The organism is Bacillus cereus group sp. BfR-BA-01492, from assembly GCF_022662815.1.
In the GTDB taxonomy this organism is placed as follows: Bacteria; Bacillota; Bacilli; order Bacillales; family Bacillaceae_G; genus Bacillus_A; species Bacillus_A cereus_BD.
This window is the reverse complement of the sequence record NZ_JAKUEH010000001.1, coordinates 337,254-352,177: the sequence shown is the minus strand read 5'-3', so window position 1 is coordinate 352,177 and position 14,924 is coordinate 337,254. Positions and strand designations below refer to the sequence as shown.

Sequence of the window (14,924 nt, the reverse complement as noted above, 5' to 3'; positions counted from 1 at the left end):
AAATGAGTGTAAAAAAAGAAAGAGTAGATGTATTAGTAGTAGAACGCGGGCTGATTGAAACGCGTGAAAAAGCAAAGCGCGCCATTATGGCTGGGCTTGTATATGCGAATGAGATGAGGATCGATAAGCCGGGGGAAAAAATTCCTGAGGACACACCCATTACAATAAAGGGACAAGTTATGCCTTATGTAAGCCGCGGTGGTTATAAATTAGAAAAGGCATTACAAGTATTTCAACTTGATTTGCAAGATAAAATTATGATTGATATTGGTTCATCAACTGGTGGTTTTACAGATTGTGCGCTACAAAATGGAGTAAAGTTATCTTATGCTTTGGATGTAGGATACAATCAATTGGCGTGGAAACTTCGTCAAGATGAACGTGTTGTTGTGATGGAACGAACGAACTTCCGTTATGTCACACCAGCTGACTTAGCGCGTGGATTACCTCAGTTTGCAAGCATCGACGTTTCGTTTATATCATTAAAGCTTATTTTGCCGGTTTTAAAAACAATGCTTATGCCAAATGGTGATGTAGCTGCATTAATTAAACCGCAATTTGAAGCTGGGCGAGAACAAGTTGGAAAAAAAGGTATCGTTCGTGACAAAAAAGTACATGAAGCTGTTGTTGAAATGATTGTCGACTTTGCGTTACAAGAAGGATACGATGTACAAGGCTTGACGTTCTCACCGATTACAGGTGGAGATGGAAATATCGAATTTTTAATCCATTTAAAATGGTATGGTGAGCGCGAGACTGGCGAAAACCATTCTCCAATTTCCATCGAGCAAGTTGTTACAGAAGCGCATGAAGTGTTAAAACAAAAGGGAAAAGGGGAATAACGTATGTTGTTCCTCTTTTTGTTGGAATTGTATAATGATTGTAAAAACAATTGTGTACAATAAAACGATTATACGTTAACATAAATAAGTGAAGTATATCAACGTTTAAACTATGGTAAGAGATAGTGTGAGGTGCAAATGTATGAATAAGGGTCAGCGCCATATTAAAATTAGAGAAATTATCGCGAACAAAGAAATTGAAACACAAGATGAACTAGTTGACATTTTACGTAACGAAGGCTTTAATGTAACGCAAGCAACTGTATCACGTGATATTAAAGAGCTGCACTTAGTAAAAGTGCCATTACATGATGGCCGCTATAAATATAGCTTACCAGCAGATCAACGCTTTAATCCGTTACAAAAATTAAAACGAAATCTAGTTGATTCGTTTGTGAAATTAGACACAGCAGGGCATATGCTTGTGTTAAAAACATTACCTGGTAATGCTCACGCGCTAGGAGCGCTTATTGATCATTTAGAGTGGGACGAGATTATCGGCACCATTTGTGGTGATGATACTTGCTTAATTATTTGTCGTACGCCTGAAGATACTGGTAATGTATCGGATCGTTTCTTAAATATGCTGTAACAAAAAAGAATCTTGTTTACTTTCTTACTAAAATGAGAAAGTAAACAAGATATTTTTTATTGTGAAAAATAGGATTTTTATAATGGTATACATAAAGAGGCGGATTGACCCATAAAACAAATGTTTGGTACAATGAAGCATGTTAGAGAATACATGATAGATGTGATATATAGAGGATAACGATTTAAATCATATGTAATGAAAGCTCTTAATAGGGCATTAGTTTATAACGAGGTGAATGAAGCATTGTTATCGGAATTATCGATTAGAAACTTTGCTATTATTGAGTCATTAAATATTTCTTTTCAAAAAGGCTTAACTGTATTAAGTGGTGAAACAGGAGCGGGAAAATCAATTATTATTGATGCAATTAGCTTACTTGTTGGTGGTCGTGGCTCAGCGGAATTTGTTCGATATGGAACAGAGAAAGCAGAAATTGAAGGATTGTTTTATATAGAGGACGATAAACACCCGTGCATTGCGAAGGCAGAAGAGCTAGATATTGAAATTGAAGATGGCATGATTATTTTAAAACGTGACATAGCTGCGAATGGAAAAAGTGTATGTCGCATCAATGGTAAGCTTGTTACATTAAGCATATTGAAAGAAATTGGGAAAACACTTGTTGATATTCACGGACAACATGAGACACAAGATTTAATGAATGAAGAACGGCATCTCTTCATGCTTGATCATTTTGATGGGGATCGAATTGTAAAACAATTAGAAAAATATCAAGAAGTATATGTAAAATATGAACAATTGAAGAAACAGTTAAAAGCTTTAACAGAAAATGAACAACAGATGGCTCACCGCTTGGATTTAATTCAATTTCAATGTGAAGAAATTCGTAAAGCCGATTTAAAGGTAGATGAAGAAGAGGAATTAACAGAGGAGCGCTTGAAAATCTCTAATTTTGAGAAGATTTATAAAGCGCTAGGTGATGCTTATCGTTCATTAAGTGCAGATGGACAAGGTCTTGATCATGTGCGAAATGCAATGGGGCAAATGGAGAGTATTGCACATTTAGATGAATCGTATCAAGAAAACCATGATTCGATAGCAAATAGTTATTATTTGCTGGAAGAAGTAGCCTATCAGCTAAGAGAAAAATTAGATATGATGGAATATGATCCAAATCGTTTAGATGAAATTGAAAATCGTTTAAATGAAATTCGTATGCTAAAGAGAAAGTATGGAAATACTGTAGAAGAGATTTTAGCGTATGCAGATAAAATAGAGCAAGAAATATTTACGATTGAAAATAAAGATGTGCATATTGAAAAGGCTAAAAAAGAGTTAAAAGAATTGGAAAGTGTAATCTTAAAAGAAGCGACAGTGTTAAGTGATATGCGCCATGAGCTTGCAGAGCGCTTAACAAGTGCCATTCACCAAGAATTGAAAGAACTATATATGGAAAAAACAAAATTTGAAGTGAGAATAACAAAAAAAGAAGGAAATGTAGAAGATCCACTCGTTGAAGGAATACCTGTCAAATTAACAGTGGATGGATATGACCAAGTCGAGTTCTATATTTCCACAAATCCAGGTGAACCGTTGAAACAGCTTTCAAAAGTTGCTTCTGGAGGAGAGCTATCTCGTATCATTTTAGCTTTAAAGAGTATTTTTTCGAAACATCATGGTGTCGCATCTGTCATTTTTGATGAAGTGGATACAGGTGTGAGTGGCCGGGTTGCACAAGCGATTGCTGAAAAAATTTACAGGGTATCAGTAAATTCACAAGTACTTTGCATTACTCATTTACCTCAAGTAGCTTCAATGGCGGACTCGCATTTATTTATCCGAAAACAAGTAGCGAATGATCGGACAATTACATCTGTCACAATACTAAGTCCAGAGGATAAAGTAACAGAAATTGCTCGCATGATTTCTGGTGTAGAAATTACGGATTTAACTACGGAACATGCGAAAGAGTTACTTACACAAGCAAATCATTTTAAGCAAGCAGCAGAGGCTATCCAATAATGGATAGCTTTTTTGCTCAAATCATGATTTCTTAATTCTTCCGGTTATAAACAGGGCGTTGCAAGGAGAGATTAAAAGATGAGGCCGAAGAGGCTGAATGTGGGGTAGGAGCGAGGAGAGTGAATAAATTGAAATTAGAACACTTCCGGAAAATAATAGGGATTTGTCTCCTTGTTTCGTTAGTTTTTATTGTCTGTTTTAAACCATTACGTACATTTATTTCATTTCCAAAACAACTTGTTATTTTTGAAGGGGAACAATCAGAAATAGAATCACTGCCTGTTTTTCAAGCTTCATCTACCAATCATAACGTGTTTACCGTAAGTCCCAAACAAAAAGCACCGGGGATTATGGTGAATTCTCATCGAAATGGTGAAGCGGATATGGTGTTTCAATTGGCTGGTCTCCCTGTGAAGAAAGTAAACGTAAAAGTGTTAAAAGATTTTAAAGTCATTCCAGGTGGACAATCTATCGGTGTGAAGTTGAATACGAAAGGCGTTCTTGTTGTTGGACATCATTTAATTCAAACGGAAAAAGGGAAAGTATCACCAGGTGAACTAGCAGGTGTACAAATTGGTGATATGATTACTGCAATTAATGGAAAAACAATCGAAAGAATGAGCGATGTAGCACCATTTATTCATAGTAGTGGTGAAACAGGTGAACCGCTCCATCTTGTGTTATTGAGAGATGGGAAGCATATTCGCACAAAGTTAACGCCACAAAAAGATAGTGGGGAATCATCTTATCGCATTGGTCTATATATTCGCGATTCGGCAGCTGGTATTGGCACGATGACATTTATCCATCCAAATTCCATGAAATATGGAGCGCTTGGTCATGTTATTTCTGACAATGATACAAAAAAACCGATTCAAGTGGAAGATGGACAAATTATGCGTTCGACAGTCACTTCGATTGAAAGAGGGAGCCATGGAAATCCCGGAGAAAAGTTAGCGAAATTCTCACCAGATCGTGAAGTGATTGGGAATATTACAATAAATAGTCCATTTGGGATTTTTGGTAAGTTAAATACGAATGTGAAAAATGGGATAATGGATAAGGCGATGCCAATCGCATTATCTCATCAAGTAAAAGAAGGTCCAGCAAAAATATTAACAGTAATTGATAACGATAAAGTAGAATCATTTGATGTGAACATAGTAAGTGCAGTACCGCAAAAATTTCCAGCTACAAAAGGAATGGTTATAAAGGTTACTGATAAGCGTTTATTAGAAAAAACGGGTGGTATTGTACAAGGAATGAGCGGAAGCCCAATTGTTCAAAATGGAAAAGTGATTGGTGCAGTTACACATGTATTTGTAAATGATCCCACTTCCGGATATGGTGTGCATATTGAGTGGATGTTACATGAAGCAGGAATAAATATTTATGAACAAGAGAAAAAAGCAAGCTGATGTGTATCGGCTTGCTTTTTTATTGAGAAATTCGTTGAAATTTTGGAAAAGCTCCGCAAGAGCTGTTTTTTGTTGTAAAATAAAAGAAAAGAGTGGACATTTTGTTGTAATTCTATGATGGAATGTGATGCAAAAAAAAAGAAATGAACGATAAACATATTTTTTTGTGATTTTATCGGAATTTAGAAACTTTAAAAGGGAAATTTCACACAATTGTCGAACAATTCATGTAGCCTAGAAGCTTACACATGTCGGAAAATTCGATTCGATTCGGTAAGGGAGGAAAAGCTGTGGAGAAAATCAAAGTATGTCTTGTGGATGATAATAAAGAATTGGTATCAATGCTAGAAAGTTATGTTGCTGCCCAAGATGATATGGAAGTAATCGGAACGGCTTATAATGGTCAAGAATGTTTAAATTTATTAAAAGAGAAACAACCTGATGTACTCGTTTTAGACATTATTATGCCACATTTAGATGGCCTAGCAGTACTGGAGAAAATGCGACATATTGAACGATTAAAACAACCGAATGTTATTATGTTAACAGCATTTGGGCAAGAAGATGTGACAAAAAAAGCAGTTGATCTAGGAGCTTCTTATTTCATATTAAAACCATTTGATATGGAGAATTTAACGAGCCATATTCGTCAAGTAAGTGGTAAAACAAACGCTGCGATAAAACGTCCACTACCATCTTTCCGATCGGCAACAACAGCAGATGGAAAACCGAAAAATTTAGATGCGAGTATTACGAGCATTATTCACGAAATTGGTGTGCCAGCTCATATTAAAGGATATATGTATTTACGCGAAGCAATTTCTATGGTATACAATGATATTGAGTTGTTAGGATCTATTACGAAAGTATTATATCCAGATATCGCTAAGAAATATAATACAACAGCAAGCCGTGTGGAACGTGCAATTCGACATGCGATTGAAGTAGCATGGAGCCGTGGGAATATTGATTCTATCTCATCTTTATTCGGTTATACCGTATCCATGTCAAAAGCAAAACCTACAAATTCCGAGTTTATCGCAATGGTTGCGGATAAGTTGAGACTTGAACATAAGGCGAGCTGAAATTATTAGTAACGACAATAATATTATTAGAGAACGTTGAGTGACACATGTTTTTTCGGACCGATCAATAACTCGGTCGTTTGGTGATGAACACTGTTCTTTTAGTAGTTATTCAAACTATTGAAAGAGCGGTGTTTTTTCTTGTTAATTACATTGCTTCACCATGGTTTTGGTATACGGGTGCAGGTGCATCACTGCAGTTTTCATCAATTCCAATACCGCCACCATCACCTATGTTTAACGCTAAATCAGGTCTTTGTGGTGCTGGATAATCTCCGTAAGCATACGATTGCGGAGAATCATTCCTTACTCTAAATGATAAAGTGAAACTTTAATCAGTGGGGGTTTTCTTCATCCCCCACTGATTATGAGCCCTCACCAATCGGGCTGTTACGGGCAGCCCTACTCCCACCTATCTTCCTTGCTTCTCTCTGAATCTTGAGGTGGGAGTCTTACTGCCCTAAAATAGCGGGATAAAATTCTGGCACAACTTAATCCTAATGCAATTCATCCAAGTTTCTTCATTATTTTAACACTTCTTTTTCAAATGATTGTTGTTTAGCTTGATGGTATAGATAGAAGTATTTCCATCTCAGTTCTCGTGATATAATTATGAAAGGTATTCGAAAGGGAGCGAAAGAAGGATAGTAAAAAGTCCTGCAAATACAGGACTATATTATTTTTCATCGTTATTTTGTTTTTCTAATTCAACTAGTTTTTGAATTAAAATATGCTGCGGCATATGCATAAGTTGTTCAAGGGGAACACCTAACGCTTTTGATAGACGAATTGCAGTATCCGGAGAAATTTGTAATGGTCTCATAGAAGTACCTCCTTTTTCGTATAGTATAGCATAGATTGGAGGAGTAAAGATGACTCTTATATTTGCGCATCGCGGTGCAGCGGGTACGTACCCAGAGAACACAATGATTTCATTTGAAGCTGCTGAATCTTTTGGAGCAAATGGGATTGAATTAGATGTTCAACTCACGAAAGATGGAAAAGTTGTTGTCATTCATGATGAAACGGTTAATCGGACAACGAATGGAAAAGGAGCAGTGAGAAATTACTTATATGAAGATTTAAGAAAGCTAGATGCAAGTTATAAGTTTAATGAAAAAGTAGGCTTTTGTCCTATCCCTTTATTAGAGGAAGTATTGGATTGGTTGAAATCCAATTCATTGCTCCTGAATATTGAACTTAAAAATAACAAAGTTCCCTATAGAGGGTTGGAAGAAGAAGTCATTACATTTGTGAGAAAGTATAGTTTTGAGGAACGGGTTATTTTGTCATCATTTAATCATTACAGCATGAAACATTGTCATATGATGGCACCAGATATTCAAACAGCGATTTTATATCGAGAAGGATTACATAGTCCTTGGGCATATGCGCAAAAGATGGGAGCAACTGCAATTCATCCAAATTATCGCTATCTTCAAGATGCAATTGCGGAGTTAACAATGGAGAGTGGAGTAGAGGTTCGTCCGTATACAATTAATGATGAGACAGTGATCCGTAAATATTTTGATATGAATATTTCCGCGATTATTACAGACTATCCGGAAACGGCTAGAGCGCTGTTGCAAGATAAAAAATGAGACCTTTCGTGAGAAGGGTCTTAATTTTTATCTTGCTATTCTATTCATATCTTAGCGGTAGGTTTTGTGAAAATTCGACTCATGTAAAGGTTTGCTTTATCTTCTGAAGCGGGCCTGTACTTTGTTTCGTTTTCGATCACGGTGCAAAATGAAGCCGCCAAAAAGATAAAAACCGACAGCGAAACAACATGCGCCAATTAGAAATTGTAGCCATAATACAGAGAAGGGAGAAAGCAGAATGCCGAATACAGTATCTCTCATTAATTTAATCCCTAACATGGCTAATGAAATCGGAATAAGTGCTAGGAGAAGGGCAAAGTAACGTTGCATAAAAAATCTCCTTTTCAGATAATTTTGTATATATTAAATGATGAAATATAAAATAGGTGTTTGTCAAGAGAAAGAAGAGCGAGTAAGATAAAGGTGTGAAAAAGCTTGCAGAGGTACTTCGAAAGGAAGTGTAATGTATGAAACAAAAAGTTCTCATTATCGGAGCGGGTGAAGGTGGAAGTACAATATTAAGTTTGTTGCAACGTTCAAATATATTTGAAATAATTGGGGTTATTGATATAAATCCAAATGCGAAGGGATTGCAACTTGCAAAAGAGCAATCGATTTCAACTGGAAATCATATAGAGTCTTTTTTAAAAAAACATGTTGACGTCATTTTTGATATGACGGGGGATGATCATCTACATAAAGTTCTTTTAGAAAAAAAGCATGAACATACATTACTAATACCGGGAAATATTGCTGAGATCGTTACGAAACTCGCGCACGAGAAAGAAGAGTTAATTGAAAAATTAAAAGCTCAAACGCAGCAGAAAGATTTGATTTTAAATTCTACACATGATGGTATGATCGTTGTGAATAAAGAAGGGATTATAAAATTATTTAATAAAAGTGCAGCGCGAATGACAGGTTATACAACAAGTGAAGCTACTGGGAAATATATTTTAGAAGTAATTCCGACAAGTAAATTACTTCGAATTTTACGGACAAAACAAATCGAAGTAAATCAGGAACTTACATTGGATAACGGAAAAAAGATCATTACGACGCGCATTCCGATTTTGAAAGAGGACGGAGAAGTTCAAGGGGCATTTGCCGTTTTTAAAGATATTACTGAAGTTGTAAATTTGGCTGAAGAAGTTACGGATTTAAAAGAAATACAAACGTTACTAGAAGCAATTATTTATTCATCTGAAGAAGCAATTTCTGTTGTAGATGAGAAAGGGAGAGGGATTGTCATAAATCCTGCCTATACAAAATTAACAGGTTTGACAGAAGAAGATATAATTGGAAAACCGGCAACGACTGACATTGTAGAGGGAGAGAGCATGCATATGAAGGTACTTCGTACGCGTAGGGCTGTGCGGGGCATTCATATGAAAATTGGACAAAGAAAGCGAGATGTAATTGTAAATGTTGCCCCGGTTATTGTTGATGGAATATTAAAAGGTAGTGTAGGTGTAATTCGTGACGTCTCAGAAATACAAAAGTTAACAAATGATTTACATCGAGCGAGACAAATTATTCGAACACTTGAAGCAAAATATTCTTTTGATGATATTGTTGGAGTTTCGGATGAAATGATGGCGGCGATCGAGCAAGCGAAACTTGGGGCAAATACGCCAGCGACAGTATTGCTTCGAGGAGAATCAGGAACAGGGAAAGAATTATTTGCGCATGCGATTCATAATAGTAGTAATCGAAAATACAATAAATTTGTTCGTGTAAACTGCGCCGCAATTTCAGAAAATCTGTTAGAAAGCGAATTGTTTGGCTATGAAGAAGGGGCGTTTTCTGGTGCAAAAAGGGGCGGGAAACGAGGACTCTTTGAAGAAGCGAACAATGGAAGTATATTTTTAGATGAGATTGGGGAATTATCTGCTAGCACACAAGCGAAGTTACTTCGAGTGTTACAAGAAAAAGAAATTGTAAAAGTTGGAGGAACAAAAGCGATTCCAATTAATGTAAGAGTGATTGCTGCAACTCATGTAAATTTAGAAAAAGCGATTTTAGAAGGAGAGTTTCGAGAAGATTTATATTATCGTTTAAATAAGATTCCAATTCAAATTCCGTCTCTTCGTCAACGGAAAGAGGATATTCCGTTTATCGCAGAAAGATTAATTCAAAAGATTAATCAAGATTATGGGCGTAATGTAGAGGGACTAACAAAAGCAGCAATTGAGTATTTACAATCATATGATTGGCCTGGCAATGTGCGAGAGCTGGAAAATATTTTGGGACGAGCGATTATTTTTATGAGTTACAATGAAGCTTATATTGATGTACATCATTTACCTTCTTTGCATAAAGATGAACAAGTGGAATTAAAGGCGAATCGTTTATTACCAGAATTAGAAGAAAAGTCTCTTGAACATTTAGTTACAGAGTTTGAAGGGAATATTATCCGGGAATATTTAGAGAAATTTAATGGCAATAAGACAAAAACAGCAAAAGCTTTAGGTATTTCAGTACGAAACTTATATTATAAGTTAGAAAAATATGAGTCTGCAAAAAATAGCATGCAATAAATTGCGCGCCATGCAATTTATTGCATGGTATATAAAAAACGACAAATTAGGACAGAATATTCTGTTATTTTTAGGTTGTTGATTCTACTGTGTTTTGTATGCGTTTTCATTATTGGTAAGACCACTTTAGAAAGTTGGCATGGTATTTGCTTTATACATAGATGAGGGACGACGGAAAGGGTTGATTACAAAATATGAAGTTAAAACACTTAATTGATCGAGTAGCAGAGCAGCCAAAGAAAACAGTGGCTGTAGCAGTAGCGGAAGATCATGAAGTAATTGAAGCAGTAGCAAAGGCAACTCAATTACAGTTAGCTCAATTTCGTCTATATGGAAATCAAGAAAAAATTATGAGTATGCTACAAGAGTATCGTTTACAATCATCTGAAGACATTGAGGTGATTGCAACACTTTCTAGTGCGGAAGCTGCAGAACTTTCTGTTAAAGCTGTAAGAAATGATGAAGCAGATGTACTTATGAAAGGAAACATTCCTACAGCAAATATATTGAAAGCAGTACTCAATAAAGAGTGGGGGCTTCGAAAAGGCGGCGTTCTTTCACATGTTGCAGTTTTTGAGGTTCCGAATTATGATCGCTTTATTTTTGTTACGGATGCAGCAATGAATATTGCACCTGATGTCACACAAAAAGCAGCTATTATACAAAATACTGTGGAAGTTGCCCGGGCAATAGGGAATGATTTGCCGAAAGTAGCTCCAATTGCAGCTGTGGAAGTGATTAATCCAGCAATGCAAGCGACAATTGATGCAGCGATGTTAACGCAAATGAATCGCCGTGGACAAATTAAAGATTGTATTGTGGATGGACCACTCGCTTTAGATAATGCGATATCTCAAATTGCAGCAGAACATAAAGGTATAGCAAGTGATGTAGCAGGTAAGGCAGACATTTTACTCGTCCCAACAATTGAAGCTGGAAATGTGCTATATAAATCACTCGTTTATTTTGCAAAGGCAAATGTAGGAGCGATGATTGCGGGCGCAAAAGCACCGATTATATTAACATCGCGTGCTGATTCAGCAGAAACAAAAGTATATTCGTTAGCTTTGGCAGTTGCCACTGCTTCTAAATAAACCAATAAGGGTAAAACAATTAGGGGGAAATGACAATGGCATTAGAAATCTTCGAATACTTAGAAAAATATGATTATGAGCAAGTAGTATTTTGTCAAGATAAAGAATCTGGATTAAAAGCAATTATTGCAATTCATGATACAACACTTGGACCAGCTCTTGGTGGAACAAGAATGTGGACATATGATTCTGAAGAAGCGGCGATTGAAGATGCACTGCGTCTTGCAAAAGGGATGACATATAAAAATGCAGCAGCTGGTTTAAATCTTGGTGGTGCAAAAACAGTTATTATCGGTGACCCAAGAAAAGATAAAAGCGAAGCGATGTTCCGAGCGCTTGGACGTTACATTCAAGGGTTAAACGGACGCTACATTACAGCAGAAGATGTTGGTACAACAGTAGATGATATGGATATTATCCATGAAGAAACAGATTTTGTAACAGGTATTTCACCTTCATTCGGTTCTTCTGGAAATCCATCGCCAGTAACTGCATACGGTGTATACCGTGGTATGAAGGCAGCTGCGAAAGAAGCTTTTGGCACAGATAGCTTAGAAGGTAAAGTGATTGCTGTTCAAGGTGTTGGAAATGTGGCGTATCATCTTTGCAAACATTTACATGCTGAATCAGCACAATTAATTGTTACAGATATTAATAAAGAAGCAGTACAACGCGCAGTAGAAGAATTTGGAGCAACAGCAGTAGAACCAAACGAAATTTATGGTGTTGAATGTGACATTTATGCACCATGTGCGTTAGGTGCAACAGTTAATGATGAAACAATTCCACAATTTAAAGCAAAAGTAATCGCCGGTTCTGCAAATAACCAATTAAAAGAAGAACGTCATGGTGATATCATTCATGAAATGGGAATTGTATACGCACCAGATTATGTTATTAATGCAGGCGGCGTAATTAACGTAGCTGATGAGTTATATGGATACAATAGAGAACGTGCATTAAAACGTGTAGAGTCTATTTATGACACAATCGAAAAAGTGATTGAAATTTCAAAACGCGATTCTGTTCCAACTTACGTGGCAGCAGATCGTCTAGCTGAAGAGCGTATTGCAAGCTTAAAAAATACTCGTAGCACATATTTACGCAACGGTCACGATATTATTAGCCGTCGCTAATCTTTCATATACAACTTCTACAAAAGCTGTGGTTACCTCTCGTGAGGTTTCCACTGTCTTTTGAATTTATAGGTGGGGGTAGCAACATTGTCGGTAAATCGAATCCTTGTTATTAATCCTGGTAGTACATCTACAAAAATAGGTGTTTTTGATAATGAGAGACCTGTTTTAGAAGAAACGATTCGCCATGATACAGAAGAAATTAAAAAATATAAGCGAATTATTGATCAATATGAATTTCGAAAAGAAACAATTCTAGAAGTTCTTCATTCTCATGGCATCAATATTTCGAAATTAAATGCTGTTTGCGGTCGTGGAGGATTGCTTCGTCCTATTGAAGGCGGTACATATACAGTGAACGAAGCGATGTTAGAAGATTTAAAAAATGGATATAGCGGCCATCACGCTTCTAACCTTGGTGGGATTTTAGCCTATGAAATTGCTTCAGGATTAAATATTCCTGCATTCATTGTTGACCCAGTTGTCGTAGATGAAATGGAGCCAATCGCTCGGATTAGTGGAATTGCTGGTATGGAACGAAAAAGTATTTTTCATGCATTAAATCAAAAAGCGGTAGCGCGTAAAGTTGCAACAGAACTTGGGCGTAAATATGAAGATTTAAATGTAATTATTGCACATATGGGTGGCGGAATTACAGTTGGTGCTCATAAAAATGGAAAAGTCATTGATGTAAATAATGGTCTAAATGGAGAAGGACCATTTAGTCCAGAGCGCGCTGGGACAGTGCCTGTAGGTCAATTGATAGAAATGTGTTTTTCTGGAAATTATTACCGCGATGAAATGATGAAAAAGATTGTTGGACAAGGCGGCTTAGTAAGTCTTATTGGTACAAATGATGCAATTAAAGTAGAAAATATGGTTGAAAAAGGTGATCCTGAAGCAACTCTTATTTACAAAGCAATGGCTTATCAAGTTGCGAAAGAAATTGGAGGAGCAAGCGCAGTTCTTCATGGGAAAATCGATGCAATTGTATTAACTGGTGGACTTGCGTATAGCAAAATTCTAATAGATGAAATAAAAGATAGAGTGAACTGGATTGCCGATGTCATTGTGCATCCTGGAGAAGATGAGTTACAAGCATTAGCGGAAGGAGCCCTTCGTGTACTACGGGAAGAAGAAGCTCCAAAAGAGTATGTTGTACGAGAAAAAGAAACGGTAGCTAGGGGTTGAGATAATGGCAAAAGAATATGATTTAGTCATCGTTGGCGGCGGAACAGGTGGATATGTTGCTGCTATTCGTGCATCGCAGTTAGGGCTAAAAACAGCTCTTGTTGAAAAAGATAATCTTGGTGGTACGTGCTTACATAAAGGGTGTATTCCAAGTAAGGCTTTACTCCGTAGTGCGGAAGTATATGCAACCGCTAAAAAGGGAGAAGAGTTTGGTGTTGTGACGAGTAATGTAGGGTTAAATTTTGCGAAAGTACAAGAGCGTAAGGAAAAAATTGTCGCTCAACTTCATAAAGGTGTTCAGCACTTAATGAAGCAAGGGAAGATTGATGTGTATGAAGGCATTGGCCGTATACTAGGTCCATCGATTTTCTCTCCGATGCCAGGAACAATTTCAGTTGAATTTGCAAATGGTGAAGAGAATGAAATGTTAATTCCGAAAAACGTAATTGTTGCAACTGGTTCCCGTCCAAACTCGTTACCTGGATTAGAATTAGACGGAGAATACGTTATGTCCTCGGATCATGCTCTAAAAATGGAAACGCTTCCTAATTCTATTATTATTGTTGGCGGTGGCGTAATTGGAATCGAATGGGCATCTATGCTTGCTGATTTTGGTGTAGAAGTCACTATATTAGAATATGCAAAACATGTTCTTCCACTTGAGGATCAAGATGTGTCAAAAGAAATGCAACGTCTTTTAAAGAAAAAAGGAATTAAAGTGGTGACTGGTGCAAAAGTATTACCAGAAACATTAGTAAAAGATAATGGGGTAACCATTCAAGCAGAACATAATGGTGAAAAGAAAGAATTTCAAGCAGAAAAAATGCTTGTATCTGTGGGAAGACAAGCGAATACACAAAATATCGGATTGGAAAATACAGATATTATTGTGGAAAAAGGATACATTCAAACAAATGAATTTTATCAAACGAAAGAATCCCACATTTACGCGATTGGTGATGTAATCGGGGGATTACAACTTGCACATGTTGCTTCACATGAAGGAATCGTTGCTGTAGAGCATATTGCTGGAAAAGATGTTATGCCAATTGATTACTCTATGGTATCGAAATGTGTTTATAGCAATCCAGAGGTTGCATCTGTTGGTTTAACAGAACAAGAGGCAAAAGAGAAAGGCTATAAGCTAAAAGTAGGTAAGTTTTCATTCCGTGCAATCGGAAAGGCACTTGTATATGGAGAGTCAGATGGATTTGTGAAACTTGTAGTTGATGAAGAAACAAATGATATTCTTGGTGTCCATATGATTGGCCCACATGTAACAGATATGATTTCTGAAGCTGGCCTTGCAAGAGTGTTAGATGCAACACCTTGGGAAGTAGCACATACAATTCATCCGCATCCATCATTATCAGAAGCGATTGGTGAAGCAGCATTAGCTGTAGATGGAAAAGCGTTACACGCATAAAAATGTGGATTTA

General features: G+C 36.7%; 13 protein-coding genes. 11 read left to right on the top strand and 2 right to left on the bottom strand.

Annotated features, from left to right (window positions below):
* Positions 1 to 2 precede the first annotated feature (2 nt).
* From MR063_RS01880 to spo0A, 5 genes are all read left to right on the top strand, one after another.
* Entirely contained in the window at positions 3 to 842 is an 840-nt protein-coding gene (locus tag MR063_RS01880; RefSeq protein ID WP_242193095.1) for a TlyA family RNA methyltransferase, read from the top strand.
* Positions 843 to 984: 142 nt separating this feature from the next.
* Positions 985 to 1,434 carry an arginine repressor ArgR gene (gene argR, locus MR063_RS01875; RefSeq protein ID WP_012095328.1) on the top strand — a complete coding sequence of 150 codons (450 nt, stop codon included), beginning with the start codon at positions 985 to 987 and terminating at the stop codon, positions 1,432 to 1,434.
* A 246-nt stretch (positions 1,435 to 1,680) separates the two neighbouring features.
* Positions 1,681 to 3,420, top strand: coding sequence for a DNA repair protein RecN (gene recN, locus MR063_RS01870; RefSeq protein WP_242193335.1), 1,740 nt, complete (start codon positions 1,681 to 1,683; stop codon positions 3,418 to 3,420).
* Between the two features lie 119 nt (positions 3,421 to 3,539).
* Positions 3,540 to 4,838 carry a SpoIVB peptidase gene (gene spoIVB / locus MR063_RS01865; protein WP_242193094.1) on the top strand — a complete coding sequence of 433 codons (1,299 nt, stop codon included), beginning with the start codon at positions 3,540 to 3,542 and terminating at the stop codon, positions 4,836 to 4,838.
* A 290-nt stretch (positions 4,839 to 5,128) separates the two neighbouring features.
* Positions 5,129 to 5,923 carry a sporulation transcription factor Spo0A gene (gene spo0A / locus MR063_RS01860; RefSeq protein WP_242193093.1) on the top strand — a complete coding sequence of 265 codons (795 nt, stop codon included), beginning with the start codon at positions 5,129 to 5,131 and terminating at the stop codon, positions 5,921 to 5,923.
* A 676-nt stretch (positions 5,924 to 6,599) separates the two neighbouring features.
* Here the strand turns inward: spo0A and MR063_RS01855 are convergent.
* Positions 6,600 to 6,746 carry a YycC family protein gene (locus MR063_RS01855; protein ID WP_242143723.1) on the bottom strand — a complete coding sequence of 49 codons (147 nt, stop codon included), beginning with the start codon at positions 6,744 to 6,746 and terminating at the stop codon, positions 6,600 to 6,602.
* 49 nt (positions 6,747 to 6,795) lie between these two features.
* Between MR063_RS01855 and MR063_RS01850 the strand changes: the two genes are divergently transcribed.
* The gene (locus tag MR063_RS01850; protein WP_242193092.1) at positions 6,796 to 7,524 is read left to right on the top strand and encodes a glycerophosphodiester phosphodiesterase; all 729 of its coding nucleotides are present in this window, start codon (positions 6,796 to 6,798) and stop codon (positions 7,522 to 7,524) included.
* 96 nt (positions 7,525 to 7,620) lie between these two features.
* Here MR063_RS01850 and MR063_RS01845 read toward each other — a convergent pair whose 3' ends face one another.
* Positions 7,621 to 7,854, bottom strand: coding sequence for a DUF2627 domain-containing protein (locus MR063_RS01845; protein ID WP_242143721.1), 234 nt, complete (start codon positions 7,852 to 7,854; stop codon positions 7,621 to 7,623).
* A 137-nt stretch (positions 7,855 to 7,991) separates the two neighbouring features.
* On the opposite strand from MR063_RS01845, the gene MR063_RS01840 reads away from it, so the two are divergent.
* The 5 genes from MR063_RS01840 to lpdA all read left to right on the top strand — a co-directional run bounded on the left by MR063_RS01840 (position 7,992) and on the right by lpdA (position 14,911).
* Positions 7,992 to 10,064, top strand: a complete 2,073-nt coding sequence (locus MR063_RS01840; RefSeq protein ID WP_242193091.1) for a sigma-54 interaction domain-containing protein — start codon at positions 7,992 to 7,994, stop codon at positions 10,062 to 10,064.
* A gap of 194 nt (positions 10,065 to 10,258) precedes the next feature.
* On the top strand, positions 10,259 to 11,158 hold the full coding sequence (gene yqiS / locus MR063_RS01835; RefSeq protein WP_242193090.1) for a phosphate butyryltransferase: 900 nt from the start codon (positions 10,259 to 10,261) through the stop codon (positions 11,156 to 11,158).
* Between the two features lie 35 nt (positions 11,159 to 11,193).
* Positions 11,194 to 12,294, top strand: a complete 1,101-nt coding sequence (locus MR063_RS01830) for a Leu/Phe/Val dehydrogenase (protein ID WP_242143718.1) — start codon at positions 11,194 to 11,196, stop codon at positions 12,292 to 12,294.
* An 87-nt stretch (positions 12,295 to 12,381) separates the two neighbouring features.
* The gene (gene buk, locus MR063_RS01825) at positions 12,382 to 13,485 is read left to right on the top strand and encodes a butyrate kinase (protein WP_242193089.1); all 1,104 of its coding nucleotides are present in this window, start codon (positions 12,382 to 12,384) and stop codon (positions 13,483 to 13,485) included.
* 4 nt (positions 13,486 to 13,489) lie between these two features.
* On the top strand, positions 13,490 to 14,911 hold the full coding sequence (gene lpdA, locus MR063_RS01820) for a dihydrolipoyl dehydrogenase (protein WP_242193087.1): 1,422 nt from the start codon (positions 13,490 to 13,492) through the stop codon (positions 14,909 to 14,911).
* Positions 14,912 to 14,924 lie beyond the last annotated feature (13 nt).

Excerpts from the sequence above, each read along its gene's own strand:
- MR063_RS01880 (WP_242193095.1), top strand. The coding sequence starts at position 3 with ATGAGTGTAAAAAAAGAAAGAGTAGATGTATTAGTAGTAGAACGCGGG.
- argR (WP_012095328.1), top strand. The coding sequence starts at position 985 with ATGAATAAGGGTCAGCGCCATATTAAAATTAGAGAAATTATCGCGAAC.
- MR063_RS01855 (WP_242143723.1), bottom strand. The coding sequence starts at position 6,746 with ATGAGACCATTACAAATTTCTCCGGATACTGCAATTCGTCTATCAAAA.
- MR063_RS01850 (WP_242193092.1), top strand. The coding sequence starts at position 6,796 with ATGACTCTTATATTTGCGCATCGCGGTGCAGCGGGTACGTACCCAGAG.
- MR063_RS01845 (WP_242143721.1), bottom strand. The coding sequence starts at position 7,854 with ATGCAACGTTACTTTGCCCTTCTCCTAGCACTTATTCCGATTTCATTA.
- MR063_RS01840 (WP_242193091.1), top strand. The coding sequence starts at position 7,992 with ATGAAACAAAAAGTTCTCATTATCGGAGCGGGTGAAGGTGGAAGTACA.
- yqiS (WP_242193090.1), top strand. The coding sequence starts at position 10,259 with ATGAAGTTAAAACACTTAATTGATCGAGTAGCAGAGCAGCCAAAGAAA.
- MR063_RS01830 (WP_242143718.1), top strand. The coding sequence starts at position 11,194 with ATGGCATTAGAAATCTTCGAATACTTAGAAAAATATGATTATGAGCAA.
- lpdA (WP_242193087.1), top strand. The coding sequence starts at position 13,490 with ATGGCAAAAGAATATGATTTAGTCATCGTTGGCGGCGGAACAGGTGGA.